The 18,386-nt window shown below is 60.2% G+C and carries 23 protein-coding genes; 14 read left to right on the top strand and 9 right to left on the bottom strand.

All coding sequences use genetic code 11. From position 1 onward, the window contains the following. Window position 1: 1 nt before the first annotated feature. The 6 genes from AArcSt11_RS02430 to AArcSt11_RS02405 all read left to right on the top strand — a co-directional run bounded on the left by AArcSt11_RS02430 (window position 2) and on the right by AArcSt11_RS02405 (window position 4,133). Complete coding sequence (locus tag AArcSt11_RS02430) at window positions 2-559, top strand: DUF8063 family protein (RefSeq protein WP_250594268.1); 558 nt, start codon at window positions 2-4, stop codon at window positions 557-559. Continuing rightward, window positions 549-1,388, top strand: coding sequence for a hypothetical protein (locus tag AArcSt11_RS02425; protein WP_250594266.1), 840 nt, complete (start codon window positions 549-551; stop codon window positions 1,386-1,388). Before AArcSt11_RS02430 ends, AArcSt11_RS02425 begins: the two co-directional genes overlap by 11 nt. Continuing rightward, window positions 1,388-2,320 carry a hypothetical protein gene (locus AArcSt11_RS02420; RefSeq protein ID WP_250594264.1) on the top strand — a complete coding sequence of 311 codons (933 nt, stop codon included), beginning with the start codon at window positions 1,388-1,390 and terminating at the stop codon, window positions 2,318-2,320. Before AArcSt11_RS02425 ends, AArcSt11_RS02420 begins: the two co-directional genes overlap by 1 nt. Window positions 2,321-2,599: 279 nt before the next feature. Further along, a complete protein-coding gene (locus tag AArcSt11_RS02415; RefSeq protein ID WP_250594262.1) occupies window positions 2,600-2,842 on the top strand; it encodes a hypothetical protein in 243 nt (80 codons plus the stop codon). After that, on the top strand, window positions 2,842-3,711 hold the full coding sequence (locus AArcSt11_RS02410) for a hypothetical protein (RefSeq protein WP_250594260.1): 870 nt from the start codon (window positions 2,842-2,844) through the stop codon (window positions 3,709-3,711). The genes AArcSt11_RS02415 and AArcSt11_RS02410 overlap by 1 nt, the downstream gene beginning before the upstream one ends. A 2-nt stretch (window positions 3,712-3,713) precedes the next feature. Then, on the top strand, window positions 3,714-4,133 hold the full coding sequence (locus AArcSt11_RS02405) for a hypothetical protein (RefSeq protein ID WP_250594258.1): 420 nt from the start codon (window positions 3,714-3,716) through the stop codon (window positions 4,131-4,133). A gap of 30 nt (window positions 4,134-4,163) precedes the next feature. Here AArcSt11_RS02405 and AArcSt11_RS17240 read toward each other — a convergent pair whose 3' ends face one another. Together AArcSt11_RS17240 and AArcSt11_RS02400 are read right to left on the bottom strand one after the other, a co-directional pair. Continuing rightward, window positions 4,164-4,430: a hypothetical protein gene (locus AArcSt11_RS17240; protein WP_491896764.1), complete on the bottom strand. Its 267-nt coding sequence runs from the start codon at window positions 4,428-4,430 to the stop codon at window positions 4,164-4,166. A gap of 23 nt (window positions 4,431-4,453) precedes the next feature. Beyond that, window positions 4,454-4,765, bottom strand: a complete 312-nt coding sequence (locus AArcSt11_RS02400) for a helix-turn-helix domain-containing protein (RefSeq protein ID WP_353617657.1) — start codon at window positions 4,763-4,765, stop codon at window positions 4,454-4,456. A 210-nt stretch (window positions 4,766-4,975) separates the two neighbouring features. Between AArcSt11_RS02400 and AArcSt11_RS02395 the strand changes: the two genes are divergently transcribed. Both AArcSt11_RS02395 and AArcSt11_RS02390 read left to right on the top strand, forming a co-directional pair. Further along, window positions 4,976-5,758: a hypothetical protein gene (locus AArcSt11_RS02395; protein ID WP_250594254.1), complete on the top strand. Its 783-nt coding sequence runs from the start codon at window positions 4,976-4,978 to the stop codon at window positions 5,756-5,758. Then, on the top strand, window positions 5,759-6,787 hold the full coding sequence (locus AArcSt11_RS02390) for a tyrosine-type recombinase/integrase (RefSeq protein WP_250594252.1): 1,029 nt from the start codon (window positions 5,759-5,761) through the stop codon (window positions 6,785-6,787). A 434-nt stretch (window positions 6,788-7,221) separates the two neighbouring features. Here AArcSt11_RS02390 and AArcSt11_RS02385 read toward each other — a convergent pair whose 3' ends face one another. The 3 genes from AArcSt11_RS02385 to AArcSt11_RS02375 are packed head-to-tail and all read right to left on the bottom strand — an operon-like array spanning window position 7,222 to window position 11,122. Then, complete coding sequence (locus AArcSt11_RS02385; RefSeq protein ID WP_250594251.1) at window positions 7,222-8,337, bottom strand: AI-2E family transporter; 1,116 nt, start codon at window positions 8,335-8,337, stop codon at window positions 7,222-7,224. A 47-nt stretch (window positions 8,338-8,384) separates the two neighbouring features. After that, window positions 8,385-8,723: a hypothetical protein gene (locus AArcSt11_RS02380; RefSeq protein ID WP_250594249.1), complete on the bottom strand. Its 339-nt coding sequence runs from the start codon at window positions 8,721-8,723 to the stop codon at window positions 8,385-8,387. Next, window positions 8,720-11,122, bottom strand: a complete 2,403-nt coding sequence (locus AArcSt11_RS02375; RefSeq protein ID WP_250594247.1) for a penicillin acylase family protein — start codon at window positions 11,120-11,122, stop codon at window positions 8,720-8,722. The genes AArcSt11_RS02380 and AArcSt11_RS02375 overlap by 4 nt, the downstream gene beginning before the upstream one ends. Before the next feature lie 154 nt (window positions 11,123-11,276). Between AArcSt11_RS02375 and AArcSt11_RS02370 the strand changes: the two genes are divergently transcribed. Together AArcSt11_RS02370 and AArcSt11_RS02365 are read left to right on the top strand one after the other, a co-directional pair. Continuing rightward, window positions 11,277-11,432, top strand: coding sequence for a hypothetical protein (locus tag AArcSt11_RS02370; RefSeq protein WP_250594245.1), 156 nt, complete (start codon window positions 11,277-11,279; stop codon window positions 11,430-11,432). 172 nt (window positions 11,433-11,604) lie between these two features. After that, on the top strand, window positions 11,605-11,874 hold the full coding sequence (locus AArcSt11_RS02365) for a HalOD1 output domain-containing protein (RefSeq protein WP_250594243.1): 270 nt from the start codon (window positions 11,605-11,607) through the stop codon (window positions 11,872-11,874). Here AArcSt11_RS02365 and AArcSt11_RS02360 read toward each other — a convergent pair whose 3' ends face one another. Genes AArcSt11_RS02360 through AArcSt11_RS02350 form a run of 3 tightly spaced genes read right to left on the bottom strand, consistent with a single transcriptional unit; the run spans window position 11,875 to window position 13,433 of the window. After that, entirely contained in the window at window positions 11,875-12,180 is a 306-nt protein-coding gene (locus AArcSt11_RS02360; RefSeq protein WP_250594241.1) for a lycopene cyclase domain-containing protein, read from the bottom strand. A gap of 30 nt (window positions 12,181-12,210) precedes the next feature. Then, the gene (locus tag AArcSt11_RS02355) at window positions 12,211-12,558 is read right to left on the bottom strand and encodes a hypothetical protein (protein ID WP_250594239.1); all 348 of its coding nucleotides are present in this window, start codon (window positions 12,556-12,558) and stop codon (window positions 12,211-12,213) included. Beyond that, window positions 12,555-13,433 carry a homoserine kinase gene (locus tag AArcSt11_RS02350; protein WP_250594237.1) on the bottom strand — a complete coding sequence of 293 codons (879 nt, stop codon included), beginning with the start codon at window positions 13,431-13,433 and terminating at the stop codon, window positions 12,555-12,557. Before AArcSt11_RS02350 ends, AArcSt11_RS02355 begins: the two co-directional genes overlap by 4 nt. Before the next feature lie 96 nt (window positions 13,434-13,529). On the opposite strand from AArcSt11_RS02350, the gene AArcSt11_RS02345 reads away from it, so the two are divergent. Continuing rightward, window positions 13,530-14,771, top strand: a complete 1,242-nt coding sequence (locus AArcSt11_RS02345) for an FAD-dependent oxidoreductase (protein WP_250594235.1) — start codon at window positions 13,530-13,532, stop codon at window positions 14,769-14,771. A gap of 76 nt (window positions 14,772-14,847) precedes the next feature. After that, a complete protein-coding gene (locus AArcSt11_RS02340) occupies window positions 14,848-15,375 on the top strand; it encodes a DUF4399 domain-containing protein (protein ID WP_250594233.1) in 528 nt (175 codons plus the stop codon). A 21-nt stretch (window positions 15,376-15,396) separates the two neighbouring features. On the opposite strand, the gene AArcSt11_RS02335 is transcribed toward AArcSt11_RS02340, so the two are convergent. After that, window positions 15,397-16,008 (bottom strand): DUF6149 family protein, encoded by a 612-nt coding sequence (locus AArcSt11_RS02335; protein ID WP_250594231.1) that lies wholly within the window; start codon window positions 16,006-16,008, stop codon window positions 15,397-15,399. Window positions 16,009-16,125: 117 nt separating this feature from the next. On the opposite strand from AArcSt11_RS02335, the gene AArcSt11_RS02330 reads away from it, so the two are divergent. Both AArcSt11_RS02330 and AArcSt11_RS02325 read left to right on the top strand, forming a co-directional pair. Beyond that, a complete protein-coding gene (locus tag AArcSt11_RS02330; protein WP_250594229.1) occupies window positions 16,126-17,370 on the top strand; it encodes an NAD(P)/FAD-dependent oxidoreductase in 1,245 nt (414 codons plus the stop codon). Window positions 17,371-17,432: 62 nt separating this feature from the next. Continuing rightward, window positions 17,433-18,344, top strand: a complete 912-nt coding sequence (locus AArcSt11_RS02325) for a universal stress protein (protein ID WP_250594227.1) — start codon at window positions 17,433-17,435, stop codon at window positions 18,342-18,344. Window positions 18,345-18,386: the final 42 nt, after the last annotated feature.

Here is an 18,386-nt window from a genome sequence, read left to right as displayed (position 1 = left end):
CATGATCCGATTTTTCAGAACGCTCGTGTGCGTAGTTGCATTGCTCGCGCTGCTGACCGGCTCCGTCGCTGCGCAGGAAGCCGAGAACAGTACCGAACCGGAACCCGATGAGCGGGTGATCTGTCTCAACGATATCACCTGTGTGACCGACGTGAACCATCAGCCAGAGAACGACCAAGTCGAGGTCACGATCGAAAGCGACCGACCGCAAACGATCGCATACAGCGACCTCTACGGCGGTGGTGAAGAACCCGATGCTGGTCCGTCCCGCGTCGACTCGTCGAGCGTCGAGGTCGATCGCGGCGAGACGGTGATCACGATCCCGGCGACTACCTATCACGGTGAGGCGATGGTCACTGTCTCCTCCGAGTACGGGCAAACAGTTCGCATCCCACTCGGGGAACGCGAAGCGATCAGCGCACCAGGACTCCCCGGCCAGCCGAACAGCTACGATCCGCTGGTCGTCGGTAGCACCGCGCTGTTCATCGTTACCACAGTCGTCGTGACCTGTGCCTACTGGTTCCGCAACAGCAACGGGGGTGTCTACCGTGTCTTCTGACGACCGGAACCCGAAGAACCTCCCGCAGACAATGAACGTCAACACGGAAGCCAAGGGAACCGGCGGCCATCTCGCCGATCTCCTGATCGCGTTCAAGTGGCCGATCACCCTCTGTATCCTGCTACTGGTCGCTGGTCTCTCCCTCTCGTTCATCGAGCTTTCGGGTATTCCGTCGAGAACACTCCGATGGCTCTCCCTATCGTTCCTCACCGCGTTTCTCTTCCTCCTGATCGTCGGTCCCATGGTGTTCAGTGCCAACCTCTACATCACTCTGCAGAACGCTACGCCTCTGGTGATCGGAGATCCTGATCACAAAGAGGTTCACTGCGTCCTCGCTACCGGGAACTCCCTGAACGAATTCGCCTTCACTCAGGGACTCCCGCGCCAGCGCGAGACCGATAACGGAGCCGGCTATGTCGTCCTTCAGACTGACGACGACCAGGACGACCTCGACGACGACGTTCGAGCGGTCTTCGATACGCCAATCACCGAATCACAACCCTCGTGGCTGGAACTCGCTGAAACCGACCGATATCAGGAATGGCGGAAGGTCCGCGTCGATCTCACTGATATCGTGCAGGAGTCCGTCCAGCAGAAACAGGAGATGTTCCAGAAGCGCGTGCAGGGACTCCGCGACCAGGCAAACCGTCTGATCGCCGGAGTACAGAGTGATGTCGAACTCTCCGATATCGACGAACTCGACGATCCCGCACCGTGGACCGAAACACCGGACGACTACCAACCGGCTGGCCCTGATCGCCTCGATCCCAACGCCGACAGTGCCGGTCTCTTCTCCGACCAGCCCGATCGAGCGGGGGCCGATGACTGATGTCCGGCGACCCATCACTCCCTGCTGCGGAGTACCGCGAAGTACAGGACGGTCGGCTCACCGACAACCGAGCCGCCTATCCACTGAGCGCGTACTTCGAGGGTGCTGCACTCGAACGATATCAGTACCTCTCTCACGTCTACGACTCCTCTCACCATCCCGATCTCCCGGCGACATTCGAGCAGACCGACCTCTGCGAGCGAATGCTGATGAAACACGCTGGCGAAGCAGCAGCTCGCGCAGTCCGTGAAGGAAACGTCTCGTTGCTCTCCTACCTCACCGGCCTAACGCATCGAGAGGTCGACCTCTCCGAAGCGCGCACCCTGATGAAGATCGTCGACGAGATGCGACGGCCCGGCTGGATGCCCGTCTTCGTCGGTCACACTGACGGCGGGAAAACGAACACCGCGCTGTGGCTCGCGTTCCTCGCGCTCCTGGACGATCCCGACATGGTGCTCGCTACGAACGTCACCACGCTGGAGTTCCACGACGACGCGCTCGACGAGCGCGTTCACTACGTCGAATCAAAGTCCGAACTCCGGGATCTCTGCGACGAGTACGACGATATCTTCGCCGTCCTCGACGAGTTCTCGACCGAAGCGAACGCCCAGACCAGCAACTACGACGTGAACGAACACTTCTACGAACTGGTCACGTTCAAGAGCAAACTCGGGCTTCGGATGATCGTCATCGGTCACCGTGAGGATGGGTACGATATCGCGCCAGCACTGCGCGAACACTCGACGTACTTCGTCAAGCAGGTTCGGGAAGAGCACGATCTCGAAGCCGACGAGTACCACGCGGAGTTCTACGACGCGATCGACGACGGCAATTTTGTCGGGGAGCAGTTCACGATCGATCCGGTTCCCTCGATTGAGTCCGATGCTGACTACGATCCTGACGAGACCGCTACCTTCGAGATCACCGACTAACATCTTCTGACGGTCCGACCGCCCGTCCCTCAACGGGTCGGGCGGTCTTTCAGCCATCCTGTTTCTCCCAGCTCACCAAACACCACAAGGGAGATAGCCGTCTTTACCCCCCTCCCATGGGGGGTAAACACGGAAGATCGACCGCACGCCCCCAAGCGGAGCGCAGGGGGCCACGGGAATGCGGTTACGAGTTAGCGAGCGTTGAGTCACAAAATATATGATCATAGCTTCTCGTAATACGACATAGACACTGGCCCTAGGCCTGTGAACTGTTCAATCATGGAATCAAACATCACATTCAGGCCCGCCGCGCTGGAGAAGATGCTTGAAAGGTCTGGTAAATCTACTGATGATGAAGGATATATTTTAGACGAGGACGGTGATAGAGTTGAGTCCAACCTTGGAAATGAAATAAAGATTGAAGACCTAGGTGGAGTTGGAAATGCCTCCGAGGTTTTTATTGAAGATAATTTTGCTTCTGCAGCCAAGTTTGCTGAACATAAACATGGAATAGACGAGTGATGTGGGACACCGTTAGAGAAATCACTTCTGATATTGTACCTTCTGATAGAAACCTAGAAAATATCGAAATTGAAGTTGACGCTCTCGGTTCTGATGTTCCTCAAGCTCGTATTGAACAGAAGGAAGGTGAGGAAATTGTTGTTATAAATATAGATGCACTCTCTGACGATGATTTTGAAAAAGTATACAGCGGTGCATGGATGCAGGGTGGATTCTTTGATCCTGAAATTCAAGAGGATATTCTATTAGTTCAGAAAGCATTAACTGAAGATCGTCTGACAGATATTGTAGATTATTATAGAGATTACCTGACGAAGAATGATGTTGCAATGATCCGGAATGCACTGTATCTCCGTCAGGATTGGGAAAAGAAGTCACACTATACACCGAAGAAAAAAATGGCAGAGCGTCTGTCCGAATTATCTAATCGGTTTCAGGATGACGAAATAAGGCTTGTTGCTAACTTAATAAGTTCCGGGTACTACGACGAAGGCGGATATATTAGAAAAATATTCGATAGTCCCAATGAATACACTAATTATCCCACGAACTCTCGTCAACATGCTCATAACTATATTCTTTCTAATGAGCCTTTTACTGTCTATGTATCAAAACATACCAAACAGTACATGATAACTAAAAGAATAATAAATAAGCTTAATGACTACGATAGTCATCCGATAAAAATTGAATATGTTGATGCACGAGCTCAAGGTTGGGAAAACCGGTTGAAGCTCAGAAAAAGTATAGATACTTTGCATACTTCTTCGGAAAATCTAAAATATACTATGATGTTAGATAGCCGAGAAACGGTCTACAGAATTGACTGTGATGAGTTTCAGGAAGCTGACAATGCTGAATCTGATTAATAATGTCTGTTCAAGACGTAGACGCGTTGCTTGATGAGAAGTCGGGGTTGTTCGTATTCTTACCGGCATTGAATTATATAGTACTTTATTCTATGGGTGTCGAACCAAGTTTGCCAAATATAAAACACAATGGTGTGTTTTTATTATTCGGGGCAATTACATTATTGATGGGTGCGTATATGTATAATTATACAATAGGACACCCAGATGAATCACCAAAACCTTTAGAATGGGTTTATTTGATTTCCTTAGTTTCAATTGTTGTATCGTATGCCCATACGTCAGTTGAGTTATCAATCATTGCAACAGTAGAAGAGATGATTTCTGTAATTTTGTTGTTTGCATCTTTGTCTTTTATATTCATATTATCAACACACATATTTATAGATAAATTTGCTGATAATTATAGCCGTGAGTTTTAGCTTTGGATGGTATTTGTTTTATTCCTTCACTTACCCCCTCAATCTTTCAATAGAGGGACGTGAAACACTATTTGCATCGAGATCACCAGACAGATACAGCTCCCCTTCAGTTGTAATTGAATACATATCTGAATCCTCGTGAAGAGGTCCGATCAATCCGGCTTGAGCAAGTGCTTGACAACGCTCTCGTATCCGATCCTCACTCGCATTGAATCGCATTACTGAAGAGATCGTTCTGGGAGTCTCCCACGATCTCCTCTGTAAGTGCTCAAGGATTCGCTCATCGAGTGTACACATCCAACGGGCGGCTTTGCGGTCAGTCATATATCAGAGGGTTCTCCAGCAGCGGGGCCGTTGTTTACTTCACCACCGTTCATGAACGCACCATTTTCGGCATCGTACTCTCCTTTTAGATAGGCTTCACCTTCATCTGTGATCGCATAGACACCGTTTCCAATCGGGCGTAACAGTCCATTGTCCGCCAGTTTCTGGCATCGGCGCGAAACTGACGGCTGGGAAATTCTGATCCCATCGTTCTCGGTTATCTTTCCTACGGGGGTTGCACCCTCGTCTCGAACGACCTCTAAGATTCGGTCGTCCCAGATGGTCATCCAAGTGCCCGACTGTCTCATTGCTATTCGTTTCGTGATGCAGGCATCTAATACTCATGGAAGATGCTACTACCTATCTATGATGTTAGAAACTATCTGCGATACATTTATGCATAGAGAATTCAACTACCTGTATGCGGGGCAACCAAGCTGGATGTAGACGAAACTAGTCGGCAAATGAAGCAGGCCGGTGCTGGCACACCGGCCCAAGGTGGCTCCGCAGGAGAATCCATGAGCGAAACCACCGTGGGGGGTAAGCCCCACAACGATCTGGACGCATCACACGCTCAAAAGCCCGGCGACGTGTACGCGCAGGCGATACCTGACGGCTACGAGCCGGATCACCACGCACCCGAGGAGTTCATCCTCCGGTGTACCGACTGTGGCTATCTTGATACTCACAACTCCCGTGCTCGGGCACACCGGAAGGCCAATAGCCACGGACTCAACTGTGCGCCGACCGGCGTCACTCCCGTCTCCGAGCTGCCCGTCGAGACTGACGGCGGCCCGTCCACTACCGAGGTAGAACGAGCGTGGTACACTGACTCCGGTAGCTCGTTCCACTTCTTCCAGAACTGCCAGCATCTCGACGACGCCGACCCCGACTCGACAGTTCTCCGCGCACCCGAATACGTCGAGTCGCCTGCTGGAACTCGCGGGCGTTCGCCATGCAAGACGTGTCTTCGACGGCGCGACCAGCAGGCCGACTCTCCCACTGCATCGGAGTCGGACGACCAGCCTGATCGATTCGTCGAGCCGCCCAAAGGCTGGCACAAGAACCCCGACTGCGACCTGCACGGCGCGGTCGACCTGATCACGAACTCCGACACGTTCGACGCGATCGACGTACGCCTACTCGAAGACGGGCGTTACTCCGTCGCACTGAATGCCGGACTCGGGCCTGATCCGAACTCGTTCCCCGAGTTCACCGTCGAGCGCGAGTACGTGCAGATCACCGTCGACTATCTCGCGCGACGGGTAACCATCAAACCGGAACGGGGTGCTGCGGAGTAGATGGACGCACCCGCAGAACTCTCTCCGCGTGACGCGTGGGATCGGTACGTCTCCCGACGGAGTACCGAAACCACCGCTGGCTCGCAGAAGACCTACCACTACCGTCTGAAGCTGTTCGTCGAGTGGTGCGAGGAGAACAACATTCAGACTGTTTCGGAGTTCTCCGGCTGGCTCTTCGAGCAGTACGAATCAAAGCGCGCTGGCGAGCTCGCGGCCTCGACACTCAACGGCGAGATGCAGACGATCAAGAACTTCGTCGAATACCTCGAACGGATCGAGGCCGTCGACGAAGATCTCTCCGAGAAGGTCCACGTCCCGATCGTTCCAGAGGGTGAGGAAGCGTCCGACGTGAAACTCTCGACCGAGGACGCGCGGGCACTTCTCACCTACTACCGCAACAACGAGGACGTGTACGGTCGGAAGCATCACGCACTCCTCGAACTCCTGTGGCACTCCGGCGCACGCCTCGGAGCTGTCCGCGGCCTCGACGTTCGGGACTTCGACGAACACGCGAAACTCGTCACCTTTACCCATCGTCCGGAGTCAGATACGCCGCTCAAGAACAAACGTCACGGCGAGCGCGCGGTGGCACTCCACGACGAGGTGGTAGACGCGATCTCGAACTACCTCACTCACCACCGATGGGAAACGCACGACGACCACGGACGGCAACCGCTCTTTTCGACTGCGAAAGGCCGTCCATCGAGAAACACCATTCGAGTCTGGTGTTATCAGGCTACCCTCCCCTGCCTTCACTCCGACTGCCCGCACGGTCACGAGCGCGAGACCTGCGAGTTCACCGAGTTCAACAGCGCGAGCAAGTGCCCGTCCAGTCGATCGCCCCACCAGGTGCGTACCGGTTCGATCACCTGGCATCGAGACTGTGAGTTTCCTCGATCGGTCACCAGCGAGCGCGTCAACGCGTCCCAGCGCGTGATCGATCGCCACTACGACAAATCTACGCATCGTGACAGGATGGAGCACCGCCGACGACCACACCTCGACAAGCTCTCACTCGACGACGAATGACCGAAATCACACCACGGAAGCGACTTCCCACGACTCCCGGAACGCCCTTCGAAAGTGCAACCTGCCCAAACCCACTATTCTGTCGCGAGCAAATCCGCGAGCGACAGCATCGTTATGTTGGCAGATTTGAACGAGACGAGTCGCGCGCAGCGTAGCGAGCACGTCTCGACGTGGTTCAAAATCTGCCCAGACCCACTTTTCCGAACGCTACACGACGAACCAGAGCATGCACGGCCACAGCGCCGTCAAGCAGGTGGGGCTCCCGTGGGAGTCGGCACAGCATCTCAACAGCCCCAGCGACCGGCATCCCCCCGACCAGCATGTGACGTTGTAAATAATGTTACAATGTTACATTGTATACACGCACTCATCATCACCTGCGACAACGAGAACAGTTGAACCAACCTCCTGCGACACTACCCGATACGACTGCGCTACTGATACTCCCGTAGCGTCGCCTGCCGCATCCCCTCGGTCTCCCCGCTCAGCACGAACGGAACGAGCACCGACACCGCGTTGATCACGAGAATCAGCAGGATCGGCGCAAGAAAGAGCCCGTAGAAACCGAAGACGACCGGGCCGACGACGTAGGCGACGAGCAACATCCCGGTGTGGGTGGCGTCGCCGCTGATATGGGCGCGAATAAAGAAGTCGGGGATGAAGTCGACGACGACGGCGCTGACGACCAGCAGCCCCGCGACCGGAACGAGCAGCGAGAGGTCCCCGATCGACCACGCGGTCGCAGCGAGCAGACCGACCACGGGGATGTAGACAAGTTTGATCCCGACAACGGGGATCAGGCTCCCGATCCCGGCCAGTGCAGCGATGAGGCCCGGATAGGGGACAGCCACGGTTGCGGGCGCGAGCAGGTTGTACGTGTAGAACGTGAGGACGCCCGCGATCGCGGTGACGAACACGTTCACGATGTTGCCAAAGAGCGTCATCGAGAGCTCGGGGTCGACGGCGCGGACGTACCGGCGAGCAACACCGGACTCGTCGTAGTTGGCGAGCAGCCACTCGACAAGCCGCGGGCCGTCAACAAGCATGTAGTACGTCAGTACGACGAGGACGAGGAACTGCACGAGCGCGCCGCTGGCAAGTCCGATGACCTCCAGCAGGTTCGCCAGAAGGACCCCCGCCGAGTCAGGGCTAACGGTGTCGGTCACCAGCGCCTGGAGTTCGGCGAGATCCAGCTCTGCAAGGTCGGTTCCTTCGAGCAGCTGGTCGACGTAGGTTGCCTCGACATCGTATACATCGAGTAGCTCCCGCGTCTCGATTGCCACCACGGCGAGCGTATAGCCCAGCAAGAGCACGAACGGGATCCCAAAGAGAACGATCGAGAGACCCGCCCGGATCCGCCTCGGGAGGCCAAAGCGTACGAGCGAGCGGTGGATCGGCCGGACGGCGTAGTACAGAAAGACGGCGAAGACGAGCACCGCAAGAAACGAATAGGCGATATAGCCGACCAGAGCGAACAGGACGGCGAGGAACGCGCCAACGAGGAGTCGGCGGCCGAGCGCGTGATCGTACTCCATTCGTTCGACGTTCACCGGGGGTACACTTCAGTCCCACGCCGGAGCCGGAACCGCGTCCGATCTCAGATGACTCCCCGTACCAGCGAGCCGAGCAGCGGCAGTCCGAGCGCGCTGGCGAGTGTCAGATAAACGATCGGCGTCATCGCAGGCACCCGAGCAGCGGCGTCGCCGAGCAAGAAGGCGAAGACGACCAGTACCAGCAGGCCGAACCCGATACCGTAGGCGAGCCCGCGACGGAGCGACGGCGCGACCAGCGCAACCAGGGCACCGGCGGCGACCAGCCCGAGCCAGTGGACCCACGCGAGCGCAAGACCGACGAGCGCTGCAATGACGAGCGCGAGGGCGTGGGATCGGGGCTCCGTCCGGACCTGGCGGAGTCCCTCCACAGAGGAGTTACTCACGAGGACTCACCCCGGAACTGGGTTCGTTGCTCCCCGGCGACTGCCAGCTCCATGGACTTTTGATCGTTGGCGAGCCAGCGCTCGAACTGGTCGTCGTAGTGGGGCGAAAAGTAATCGCCCGAGTTCCCGCCCGGCAGGATCGCCGTGGCAGCCTCACCGGGTCGGACGACCATCCGCCAGCTGGAGCCGACCGCCGACTCCACGCGGAAGTTCTTGACCGTTGCCCGCGAGCCGTCAGCCGGGCGGGTCCTGTAGTCCAGAAAGCCAGCCTCGACGCCGAGCGGGTGGGTAATCGAGCGCGTCGAGTTCCAGTCGCCGTAGACCGACCAGCCCTCCTCGTCGATCTCGTCGAGCGCGTCCCCGAGTGCGTCGACCATCATCGACTCGCGTGATCGGTCCTCGAACAGCGAATGATCGGCCGGGAGCGTGGCGATTACCCAGTCGTTCGGGTAGTACGACTCGTCCAGATCGGCGTCCTCGAATGTCGGCTCGACGAGTCGGCGGCGAAAGGCCGTAAACCAGCGGGCGAAGACGAGCGCGGCCTCGGATTCGGGCTCCATCCGGTACTCCCACTCGTCGAGGCTGCTGGCCGCGTCGACGATGCGGTCGGTGGCGGCCCCTTCGTCGTCTTCCTGAACCGCCGCAACCAGATCCGGAGCAAGCTGTGCGGCGCGCCCGTCCAGGACGTCGTTCTGTAGTTCGCGGTGGAACTCGGGATCCGTGTCGCCGACAGCATCGGCGAGTCGTTCTTCGATCCGCATTCCACGATAGGGCGTCGCGTAGCTCACGCCGATGTAGTGGTCGGGGTCGTCGACGACGCGCTGGTTCGCCGTCGCGAGGACGTCCGGATCGATCGCGTGAGGTTTCTCCTCAAACGGGACAAAGCCGTCCCACGAAGACTGGCCGAACGGCTCGAATCCGTCCCACTCGCCCTCGCCCGCCGAGCCGTCGAAGATCCGATCGCCGGTCACCACCTCGCCGTCTACCTGCCGGATCGGCAGCTTCCCGGTGACGTAGTACATCGTCCGGCCGTCAGCATCGGCGTAGACGAGGTTCTGCGTGGGGAGATCGAACTCCCGGGTTGCCGCGCGCACGTCGTCGAGACCGTCGCTCCGGCCGAACGCCTCGATCGCGACCGTGGTCCGGGTCGCCGTGTGGCCGGTCCAGGCGACGCCGACGCGCCGGTCCTCCCGCTCGATGAGCGGGCCGTGGACAGTCTTGCGGCGCGTCAGTGTTCGGTCCTCGCCACCGGCGACTCCAATCGTGTGTTCCTCGCGCTCGAACTCGCGCCACTCGTCGCGATAGCGATACCGGTCGCCGTCCTCGTCGATATCGTATCGGTAGCAATCGAGCACGTCCGCGCCGACGTTGGTAAAGGACCACGCGCCGCGGTCGTTGGCCCCGGCGATAACGAAGGGGACGCCCGGGAACGTCGCGCCCCGCACCGACCGTTCGGGCGTCTCGACGTGCTGTTCGTACCACAGCGGCGGCGTCATCAACGAGAGGTGTGGGTCGTACGCGAGGATCGGATCGCCGCTCTCGGTGTACTCCCCCGAGACTACCCAGCTGTTCGAGCCGACGCCTCGTGGCGACTCGAACGCTGAGAGGTAGCGAGTGAGCTCGGCGTCGAGCGGTTCGGATCTCGACGGGGTGTCGGGCGATTCGTGGGTTCCCAGTTGGGCCATGGCATCCCCGTCTACCGCACCACCCCCGAGAATCGGATACTCGTGGTCGAGCCGTCGGGGGAACAGCGTCTCGACCAGTTCGTCGTCGAGTCGGTCGGCAAGCAGCGCACGGCGGAGCTCGCTGAAATCGCCAGTGAGATCCCACGAGATTTGCTTTTCCATCAGCATCGAGTCGACGGGCGTCCACGGCCGTGGCTCGTAGCCGAGCAACTCGAACTCCAGCGGGAGCCGACCCTCCTCGATCACCGTGTTGACGCCGTCGGCGTAGGCCTCGACGAGCGGCCCCGCCCGGGTCTCGCTGACCAGCTCCCACGTCGCCTCGGCTGCGCCCGCAAAGTCCATCCGGACGTGGAACTCGTCGTCCTCGATCGTCGCCTCGCCGATCACTTCCGAAAGCTGGCCTCGCATCACCCGACGCTGGAGGTCCAGCTGGAACAGCCGATCGAACGCCTGCACGTAGCCCACCGCGAAGTACGCCGCGGTCTCCTCTTCTGCCTCGACGTGTGGGACGCCGAACTCGTCGACATGGAGGCTCGCATCGCCATAGGGACTCTCGACGCTCCCGGGGAGCGAGCGGTCGGCCGCATCCCACGCGTCCCCCGACAGGGGGGCAAACGAGTCGAGCAGATCGCTTGCAGACGTGAACGCGAGCCCGCCTGTTCCGGCGGCGACGAGCCCTGCGAGGACGCCGCGACGTGTCGTATCGTCTGTCACTATCGGAGTGAAGCGACCGAACCGTAATGATAATTCCGGAGAGTTCCACAGTCACTGACTCTCACACCCCAATACTGTCGGGCAACTAACCCGTCATCAAGCCGTACAGGTGGCGAACAGATTAATATAGTATGCGTATCCACCACTGGGTAGGATGAGTCTCGACAGCGAAACGACCGCGTGGATCTCCGGCTTCGCCTCGGGCGTCGCCACCTGCTCGGTCGGTCTATACCTGCTTCACCGGCGCGCACAGCGGCGATCAGAGCCTGCACTGGTAGACGACGATGGGACCGCCATCCCGATCGAGTAGCTAGACCGACACGTTCGCGGGTCGGATGGTGGCAACACCGCAAGAACAGCGGTGGTCGATGAGTGATTTCGAGTTTCGGCTATCGACTGTATCCGTTCATACAGAAGGCGATAGTGCGCGTCATACGATCGTCTGACAAATACTTTTATACAACCACCCTGACGATCTCAATATGGCAGTGACAGTGGGGGATGCCAAACAGGATCGTGTCGTCGAACAACGCACCGAAACCGTCCCAGCCAGTACAGCCGTGATCGAAGCGATAGCGGAGTTAGAATCAACCCAGCCGATGACGCTCGATGTCACACTGTACGATTCGGTGGATCTGGACGCACTGGACGCGCTCTGTGAGGGACCGTCCAGTGATGTTGGCGTGAGCTTTACCGCCGACGGCTACGCTGTCGAAATCAGCGGTGACACCGTCGTCGTCGAACGGTGCTGATCAGTCGACAACATCGTGTAGCGTCTCGTGAAAGGCGATGACCAGCGAGGGGACGACAACCATGAAGATATGCTCCTCGATTGGGACGCCGAGAAAGTCCCTGCCGGTCCGTAACTCGATATCGAAAATTCCGATTTCGAGGGTGTACCAGTCCCAGACGTACGCGATCGGATACAGCGCGATAACTGTTTTTGCAGCACGTCCAAGCGCCCCTGCACGTCTGAGCAAGAGGAACGCGATTGCGCCCCAGACGATCTCTGTTGCGAGATACGTGTACCGGCCGAAGACGCTGATGTCGGGTCGCATGGCCGTGCTAGGGAGCGATGGCCTATCAAACTACGCCCGAGCGGAGTGGCGGCGGTAGCCACTGACTAGCACGAGCACACAGAGATACGCGCCCAGCCCGCCGACGAGAAGGCTCACGACGATCCGCGAGCGGTAGACTGCTGCGAGCGCGGTACCGGCCAGTACACCGACGAGCGATCCCACCTGCACCACAGGTCGTTCCCAGAGCGCCCGCACGGCTTCCCGGTATCGCATCGCAATCGCTTCGAGACCGATCGTACCGAGCGCCCCACAGAGCAGCCACACCGGCGAGAGCGCAACGTCGGTGAGCACCGCCGCGCCGAGTGCGCCAAACAGCGCGACAGTCGCCAGCCCACCGTCACGCCGTGCAGTCGTCACCGGTAGACGGTGGGGCCGTCCCCGATCCGGGTCTGGTAGGCACGGCTATCGACGCCCACGTCGTCGAATGCGTCGAGCATCGCACCCGCGATAGCGCTGCGATCCGACTCGTAACAGGCCGCGATGACGCCCGGCCCCGCCCCACTGACGGTGACGCCCATCGCACCGGCGTCGAGCGCGGCGTCCCGAACAGCGTCGTACCCGTCGATCAGTTTCGCCCGGGCGGGCGTCACGACGTTGTCTTCCATCCCACGGCCGACCATCGCCGGGTCTTCGCGGTGCATCCCAACGGTGAGCGTCGCGGCGCGACCGACCGTGTCGACCATGTTCTCGACGGACGTCGAGTCAGGAACGACCCGGCGGGCGTCCCGTGTCGAGACGACGATATCCGGAAGACAGACGACCAGCGGAATCGAGCTATCGACCTGCGTGACGCCGTCGTCGGCAACGATCGTGAACCCGCCAAGCAGTGCGGGTGCGACGTTGTCCTGGTGTGCCTCACCGGAGACGAGCGCCTCGCCCTCGGCGGCGATCGGGACGAGTTCCGAGCGTGAGAGTCCTCGGTCGTACAGTTCATTGAGCGCAAGCGCGGCCCCGGCGGCGCTGGCAGCCGAAGAGCCGAGTCCCGAGGCCGGACGGACACCCTTGTCGATCTTGATCCGTGCGGGCGCGTCGAGCGCCTCGGCGACGGCTCCGGCGGTGTTTTTCGCCGGGTCTTCGGGAATGAACTCGCTGCCAGCGCCGCTCATCTCGATCGTCGTCTCCTCGGCGCGCTCGACGCGGACGATGTCGGCTGGGCGTTCGAGTGCGGCACCGAAGACGTCGAAGCCGCTCCCGAGGTTCGCGCTCGTCGCGGGAGCCCGCACTGTAAGCATACCCGAGGGGTAACCGGACCGCGGCTAAAAAGCCAGCGGAAAGCAGGCTCCCGGGTGATCACAACACACAATTCGGTTGCACGCCAACGATTGCCCATGATCGGCGTCATCGGCGGCGGGATCGCGGGACTGACGGCAGCCCACACAGCACAGTCCCGGGGCCACGAGGTGGGAGTGTTCGAATCCGACACGCAGGTCGGCGGACGGTTCGCTCCCGTTCGGACCGCGTCGGACGCCGTCTTGCCGCGCCAGCCGCCGGGGCTCTCGACAGCAGGGGCGGCCAGTCAGGCGCTCGCGCGAACACTCGGGGTCGAACTCGACGCTCACGCAGCCCGCACCGGCTACTATCACGACGGCGTCGTCTATCCCGTCGACCGCCGCCGTGAGCTACTCGCCTTTCCACCCCTGGGCCTGCGTGATACGTCGTACTTCCGATCGCTCGTCGATGATGGCGGTGTGCCCCCGTTTACCGTCCCTGACCACACGCTGGATGAGCCGGAGGCGCTGGCGGACGTCACGGCCCGGTCCTTTGTTACCGAGCACGCGACCGAGTCGCTGTACGAGCAGGCGATCGAGCCACTGCTGAGCGCTCGGTTCGGTGACGCCCCGGATCGGGTAAGCGCGTCGTGGCTGGTAAACAGGGTGATACGCCAGCGCACTGGCAGTACCGAGGTCGTCGAGCCGAGATCGCTCGTCGACGCCCTCGCTCGGTCGATCGGCCGCGACCGACTCCACACCGACTGCCGCGTTACCGCAGTCGGGACACGCCGCGGGGCAGTCGATCACCTCGTCACGATCGAAGACGGAGCGCGCACCGAGCATGACGTTGACGCAGTTATTTTCGATACGCCGCCACAGCGATTGGCACGGCTGACGGGCGACGACTGGGGCGGTCAGACGGCGGCGACAACGACCGTCTGTGTCGGGCTCGACGAGCCGCTCCTGTCGATCGACCGGGTGACTGTCGTCGACGAGACACCGATCGGACGGCTCGTTGCACTGCCCGGGCCGACCGAAGAGGTGACACAGATCATCTACGCGATTGTAGCCGACGAATCGGCCGATCGGGAAACCGAGTCACAGGTCCGTCACGGAATCGAATCGCTGTTTCCCGCCTTCGATCCCGGAACGATCCGGTGGTCGGCAGTCCACACGGAGACTGTTTCCGTTCCGAGCGTCGGCTACTCGGACCACATCATTCCGGACGACGGACCGGCCCTATCTGGGGGGTTCTACGCCGGTGCTGCGAGTCGAGAGCGGTACGCTGATCACTCGCTTGACGCCACAATCCGGACCGGTCAGGCAGTCGGGAAATCCGTTGCCGGACGAAGCTGGTAACCAGCGGGCAACGACAGGGTTGACCCCCCGAGATAAAGTGGTCAGTGCTCGTAGTTCTAGCATGAGGTACGAGACCATGACCCATACACGGAGGACGTTCGTGAGCGCCGTTGCAGTCGGGGCAGTAGGACTGAGCGGCTGTCTCGGAGACGACGATGACCCGCCGGAGGACGAACCAGCGGACGACGACGAACCAGCGGACGACGACGACGAACCGGATGAAGAAGAGGAGTACGACTTCGAGGACCAGCCCGAAGATGCATCACCCACCTTCGAGTCACCGGAGGATGGCGCTACCGTCCAGTCGCCGGTCGAATTCGTCGTATCAGTCGAGGGAGCCGACCTCATCCCCGCCGGTGAAAACGAGGTCGGGGCCGGGCATCTACACATTCTCGTCGATCACGACGTGTTCGAACGAGGAGAAACAATTCCCGGACCGAGCGACTCCGCTGAGGAAGACGGAATCTACCACTGGAGTGACGCCCAGACGGAAGATACTCTGGAGCTCGACCCCGGCGAGTACACGATTGCCGTACAGCTCGGTGACGGAGCACACATGGCGTTCGGTGAAACCGACGAGATAACCATCACCGTCGAGGAGTGAACGCCACCTTTTTTCGGAAGTTCAGGCTCCGGCTTCGTGATCGGCGTCTTCGACGTCTTCCTCGGAGAGCCCCGGTGCTTCCGCGGGGTCGACCTCGTCGGGTTCTTCCTGCCCGCCGACCCGCAACTCGCCGTCAGGACCTTCGACGTAGACGTCGTCGGCGAACCCGCCCTCGGCGTGGGGGTGTTCGGGGTCGTCGAGCTTTTCGGGCGTCGAGGGCGCATCGGGAACGTCCCGTGTTCGGAACTCGCCGAGCGGATCGTCGATGGTTATCCCGTGCGCCTCGAAGAACTTTCCGTACCGCTCGTAGTGCGCTTCGAGTTCGTCCGCGGGAAACTCCATCATCTCGGTCCAGCCGTGGTTGTAGAAGTCGAAGTTCGCCTGAATGTGGGTTATCTCCCGGGCCTCGGCCTCGGGGTACCCCTCCTCGAGCGCAGCGACGTAGGTGTCCATCGTGCAATCGAAGAAGGCGTCGAGATGGTCGCGGCGCTCGTCCTGATACTGCTCGTCTGCCTTGTCGGCAAAGATTCCGGTGTGCAAGTCGACGAGCTTGTCGTTGGCGATGTCACCGATGACTGGAGCGGTCAGTGCCTGTTTGGCGGCGAAGTGGCGGATGTTCTGCCGGAGTTTCATACCCCGTCATATGGTCGTGAGATCCTTGAACCTTCCCGAAGCGGTCAGTTCGGTGGCGCTGCGATAGTATAGCCGAGATAGCAATCCACTTTAACCCGGGCAGCAAAACTCCTGAACATGACTGAGTCGTACGTCATCATCGGTGACGGAATCGCGGGCAGTTCCGCGGCCGAGACCCTCCGCGAGGAAGCCCCGGAGTCCGACATCACCGTCGTCACCGATGAAGGTGAGGCGTTGTACAATCGGATCCTCATCAAGGAGTTCGCCAAGGGGAAACTCCCCGAAGCGCCGGTTTCGATTCACGAAGAGGACTGGTACGCCGAGCGCGACATCGACCTCGCACTGAACACCCACGTCACGGATGTCGACCCCGACGCCCACGAGGTCCACACCCACGATAGCGGGACGATCGAGTACGACAAACTACTGATCGCCTCCGGCGGGACGCCCACCAAGCTCCCCGTCAAAAACGCTGACGGGGAGGGCATCCATCACTTCTGGACGTTTCAGGACGCCCGCGCGATCAACGAGCACGCCAGCGAGGCCGACACCGGCGTCGTCATCGGCGCGGGGCTACTCGGGATCGACCTCGCGGCGATCTGTGGCGCACAGGACGTCGACGCCCACTACCTGATGCGCGGCGAGTGCTGGTGGCGCTACGCGCTCAGCCCGGAGGGAGCCGAGATTATCCACGACGGGATGCGCGACGTCGGCGTCACGCCCGTCTTCGGCAGCGGTGCGGACGAGTTCGTCCTCGACGAGGACGGCCACGTCGAGGCGACCATCGACACGAACGGCGAGCGCTACGAGAGCGACTTCGTCGGGATCGCGATCGGCCTCGATTTCAACGTCGAGTATATGCAAGACACCGACCTCGAACTCGACGACGGCGTCCTCGTCGACGAGTACATGCAGACCAATCTCGACGATATCTACGCTGCGGGCGACCTCACCCGGTTTTACGACACCATCCTCGGCGAGCACGCACAGAACGGCTCGTGGGGGTCGGCCAAAGAGCAGGGCCAGGTCGCCGCGACGAACATGGCCGCGGACGACGAGGCCGAGGCGTTCCGCTGGGTCTCCTCGTACTCGATCACTCACTTTGACTTCCCGTTCCTCTCCTTTGGTCACCCGACGCTGGGCGACGACGCCGTCGAGAAGAAGTACAGCGACACCGAGTGGCGACGGATCACGTTCAAAGACGGCAAGGTGATCGGCGGCGTGCTGATCGGCGATCTCGCGCCACAGACGACGTTCAAGAAGTTGATGCGCGAGGAACGTGACGTCTCCGGACAGAAAGAACTGCTGCTGGAAGAGACAGTCGATATCGACAAACTCGACGCGCCAGCGCAGGAACAGTAGCGCGAGCGAATCCGTTAATGCACGCGAATCTTTTTGACCTCGGCGGACCGATATAAAGACGGATGTCCTCGACAGTCGCGGGTAACGGACTGACGCCAAGCGAGGAGTACACAGTCCTCGTCGCGGTCAACAACCCCGGGAACGCCGAGCAACTGGTGCGCACGGCGGTCGACCTTGCGGTCGCAAACGATGGCCGTGTCCACGTCGTCAGCGTGATTCACAAACACCATACCTCGCCGTTTTTGCTGTTCGAGGACGAGTACATCAAATCCGAGTTCTCGGGCGACAGACAGCGGCTGGTCGATCGGGCGACGAGCGTCGCCGAGGAGGCCGGGGTACCGGTCGCCGACAGCCTGCTTGTCGGCAGCAGCGTCTCGGGCGTGCTCCTCGATGCGATCGACGAGGTCGACGCCAACGCCATCCTGCTGGGCTGGCGCGGCGGGTCGACCGCCTCGGATCGGGTACTGGGAACGACGATCGATCCGGTGGTTCGGCGTGCACGCTGTGACGTGCTGGTCGAGCGCGTCGGGCTGACGACGAGCACGGTCGGCACGATCTTGCTGCCGACCGTCGGCGGCCCACACGCCGAGCTCGCGACCGAAGTCACCGGGGCGATCGCGGCGCGGAACGACGCCACCGTCGACGTGCTCTCGGTGATCAAACCGGGCGCAGACGACAGGGAACGGGACACCGCTACGGGACACATCGAGCGCAGTCTCGAACTGCTACCTCCGGAGGTCGAAACCGACCGGCTGGTGATCGAGTCCGACGACATCGCCGGAACCATCCTCGACGTCGGGGAGGATCACGATGTAATCGTGCTCGGCGCGACCAGACAGGGCGTGTTGACCCGCCGGGTCGCCGGGAGCATTCCGCGGACGGTCGGTGCCGAAACCGATCGACCCTTCGTGATGACGAAACGGCGTCCGGATCGCTCGCGTCTGGGCGAACTGATCACACGCTGGTGGCCCTGACACGTTCGGTGCCGTTCTCAGGGTGGCAAAAAGACCGAAGCC

Origin of the sequence: Natranaeroarchaeum aerophilus, from assembly GCF_023638055.1 — an archaeon.
In the GTDB taxonomy this organism is placed as follows: Archaea; Halobacteriota; Halobacteria; order Halobacteriales; family Natronoarchaeaceae; genus Natranaeroarchaeum; species Natranaeroarchaeum aerophilum.
The sequence above is the reverse complement of the archived record's forward strand: the minus strand, read 5'-3'. Positions and strand labels throughout refer to the sequence as shown.